Below are 3,863 nucleotides of genomic sequence, written 5' to 3'. Positions count from 1 at the left end.
GCTATATCATCTATTGTTTTTATAATTCTACTTATTTCATTAGAAGTAAATGAAATTTCTTCCATAGCCTTAACCATTTGTTTCATTTGCTCGTTACCATCTTTAACTTGACGACCTGATTCCAATGTTAATTCATTAGCTTCTTGAGCATTTTCTGCAGTACCTTTAATCTTGTCAGATACTTCCATTATAGTTGCAGATAATTCTTGAATTGCGCTTGCTTGCTCAGTAGCACCTTGCGATAACATTTGTGATCCACTTGCAACTTGATCAGATGCTGCTCCTACTTCTTCTGAAGCTACATTTATTTGTGACATTGTTTCACTTAAGTCATAAGTTATTTTATTTATTGATTTCTCAATATCTTTAAATACTCCTATATATTCCATTTCAGTTGAAACATCAAAGTTACCTGATGCAACTTCGTTTAAAACGTAAACTGCATCATTTATAAGTTCTTTAGTCTTGATACTCATTTGACGCATACTATCTGATAAAGCCCCTAATTCATCCTTTGACTCATATTCAATATTAATATCGAAATCACCTTCAGCCATTTTATTTGCTGCTTCTTCTATTTCTTCAATTGGTTGTTTTAATTTTTTTGTAACATATAAACATATAACTACACCTGCTAAAATATTAAATATACTAATTGCAAAAGCAGTAAAAGTTGCAGTTGAAATTGTATCTTCTACTCCTTTATTAAACTCAGCACCGCTAGCATCTGCTACCTCGTTAAGTTTTATAGCATCCTCTATACATTTATCATACGCCTTACTGTATGCAGTATTTTCACTTGACATTTCTATTGCACCTTTATAGTTTCCTTGTTCTATTACTGCATAAACATTTAGATATTCTTGTTCAAAATTACCTATAGACTTTTCAAGATTGTCAACTAATGTAATATCTCCCTTAAAAGTTTCTCTAACCTTTTTAAGATTTTCATATGCACTTTCAAAATCTTTTGTAATAATAACTTTATATTTTGCAGGATTTGTTTCTAGCATTGCATTTCCAATATTTCTTCCAGCCGAAACTAAATCTCTACGAATTCTCATAGTTTTATTTGTTTGTGAATAAGGTCTACGATATAATTCATGACTTAATTCTCCTGCTTCTTTTAATTTTGATACTGTATAAAAACTTGTACACATCGAAATTATCAGTAAAATTCCAAAAGCTAAAGTTAGCTTTCTACCTATTTTCAAATTATTCATATTCATTCCTCCTTACAATCTTTCATTATATTTGCCTGCATCGTACAATAAAATTTTTAATATTTAGGTAACCGCACTATATTTGGTTTAATGTCTTAATATAAATAAACATTAATTTTAGCAGTTTTAATAAAGGCATATTTTTTAGTATTTATAGTTTATATATTAAAATTACATATAACGTATCATATTCGACAAATTTCGATATAACTTTAGACATTTTTTTAATTTAATTCAATTAATATTTCTAAAATTTAAATTTACATATTGATATAATATCTATAATTAAAAATATTTTTTTATTTTCTATAAATCGTATTTAATTTAACTATGTTATTTTCACGATTTCAATTTTACCAATCATTTTATTTACTTCATTTTTTATACGGATAAATGTATATATACTTTAGATTTTGTATCTATATAATTTTATTTTAAGTTTTTTATTTATAAACATTATAAAAATGTAAACTCTTAAAATTTACTATTCTTGTATTTAATTAATATTTTTTATAATATATTTTAAAAATAAAAAATGAAGGTGGTTAAAACACCTTCATTTTTTATTTTTAAATTCTACTGTATATTTAATTATTTATATTCAAAGTTAATTAAAGTTTAGATAAGGCAGAGATAATAATTTCTTCTTTAAATGGCTTAACTATAAATCCTTTTGCTCCATAAATAATAGCTTCTTTCATTCTAGCCTCTTGACCTAATGCTGATACCATTACAATTGATGCAGCTGGGTCAATTTTTTTTATCTCTCTTAATGCCTCTAGTCCATCCATTTCTGGCATAGTGATATCCATTGTTACAACTTCTGGTTGTAATTCTTGATATTTCTCAATAGCCATCACACCATTTTCTGCTTCTCCAACTACCTCAAATCCATTTTCTTCAAGCATCTTACGAATAGACATACGCATAAATGCTGCATCATCAACTATTAATACTCTTTTCATAACACTTCCTCCATTTTCATTACTTCCTATATAATAATAGTTTTATATTTTTAGCATCTATTTTTAAATTAGATTAACTTTCAGACATTTTAGTTTTAAATATTGTGTTGATTTAAATAATTTATTTCTTTTTTAAATTATTAATCCTTGACGTTTTATAATCAATACTAATCATCTTTTAGTCAAGATTTTCCTTTTAAATGTCTATTTCATTATTATACATAAAACTGTTTAATCGTAAAAGTATTTATTAATTAATTTCATTATTCATATCTTCTACTATCTTCATTAATGAATCGCAATCTAACATTAGTTGAACTTCATTATTTATTTCACTAACACATTTTATAAAATTTTGATTACATTCTTCTTTATTTGAGTTCATATTCATGCTTTGTTCTGGTGAAATATTAATAACTTCATTTACAGCATCAACTATTAATCCTATCTTTTCGTTATTATTTTCAATTATAATAATACAAGTTCTTTCATTATATTCAATCGGTTCAATATCAAATCTAATCCTAGCATCCATAACAGGAATAATAGTACTTCTTAAATTTATAATTCCTTTCATATACTTAGGAATAAATGGAACCTTTGTAATAGGCAACATTTCAATAATTTCTATAATATATTTTGATGATAATGCATACTTTTGATTATTTATAATAAATACCATATACAAATCATCTATTTTGGCTTTTATTATTTCATCATTTGCACTCACAAATAGTACACCATCCTTTTAAATAACTTTTCTCAATACCTTTATTCTAAAAATTATAAATTACTAAATTTATAACAAAATTTAAATATACTTATAATTATTTATATTAATCATTAAATCCTAATGAAGATAATAACTTCTTACATGATTCAACCTTAGGAATAAAGTAATATTTTCCTTCAATTTCTTTATCTAAAGTGAAAAAGTCTGTTTCAATACATAAAATTAAATCAGATACTGGTCCATATAATGACATAGGTAAATTCATAATTGCCATAACCATATCTACACTAAAATATGGAATTGATGGATTTATAGTTAAATTTGTCATATCAGATATTGCTGTTAAATATGTTCCACAAAGTATATTACAAATTTCTCCTATTGAATTTAATTCTTTACAAACTGAATCATAATCATTTATATCACATGTAATTTCTTTTCCTGTAATCTTTGATAATAAATTTAGTGCTGAATTAACTTTCATAATAACCATAATAAATCCTTCCATATCTTCAGAAAGTTGTAAAACCGTTCCAACAACTAACTCCTCTGGAGATTTATAACTATTAGTTATATCTGAAAATTTAATCATATCACTTTTAGGAATTCCTATATCTACTATTTCATTTAACATTATAGCTAATGAAGATGATGCATTTCCTGAACCTATATTACTAATTTCACGAAATACATTCAATTTATCACACTCAAATTTCATATATACCTACTTTCCATCTACTACTTAGATTTTACTGTCGATTGTATTTTCTTTAATTTATTTGCCCATAAATTAAAAATAATTTACTTAGTTATAATTGCATTTACATCAAATATTAAGCTTATAGAACCATCTTCTAAAATAGAACATCCTGATATGTAAGAATGTACCTTTTCAAACTGTGTTAATAATGTAGGTACTGGTTTAATTACAACTTGTTGTTG

The 3,863-nt window shown here is 25.0% G+C and carries 5 protein-coding genes; all 5 read right to left on the bottom strand.

Annotated elements, in window-relative coordinates; genetic code table 11:
* Window positions 1-1,223 (bottom strand): methyl-accepting chemotaxis protein (locus H8891_RS14840; RefSeq protein WP_187007007.1); only part of this gene is annotated, 1,223 nt, incomplete at its 3' end.
* Between the two features lie 611 nt (window positions 1,224-1,834).
* Window positions 1,835-2,188 carry a response regulator gene (locus H8891_RS14835; protein ID WP_147548226.1) on the bottom strand — a complete coding sequence of 118 codons (354 nt, stop codon included), beginning with the start codon at window positions 2,186-2,188 and terminating at the stop codon, window positions 1,835-1,837.
* Window positions 2,189-2,438: 250 nt separating this feature from the next.
* On the bottom strand, window positions 2,439-2,918 hold the full coding sequence (locus H8891_RS14830) for a chemotaxis protein CheW (protein WP_187007006.1): 480 nt from the start codon (window positions 2,916-2,918) through the stop codon (window positions 2,439-2,441).
* Window positions 2,919-3,024: 106 nt separating this feature from the next.
* A complete protein-coding gene (locus H8891_RS14825) occupies window positions 3,025-3,639 on the bottom strand; it encodes a chemotaxis protein CheC (protein ID WP_187007005.1) in 615 nt (204 codons plus the stop codon).
* A gap of 83 nt (window positions 3,640-3,722) precedes the next feature.
* Window positions 3,723-3,863 (bottom strand): chemotaxis protein CheW (locus tag H8891_RS15755; protein WP_187007004.1); only part of this gene is annotated, 141 nt, incomplete at its 5' end.

The organism is Paeniclostridium hominis (assembly GCF_014306135.1).
GTDB classification, from domain to species: domain Bacteria; phylum Bacillota; class Clostridia; order Peptostreptococcales; family Peptostreptococcaceae; genus Paraclostridium; species Paraclostridium hominis.
Note: the sequence above shows the minus strand (reverse complement) of the source record. Positions and strands in the feature narration are given on the sequence as shown.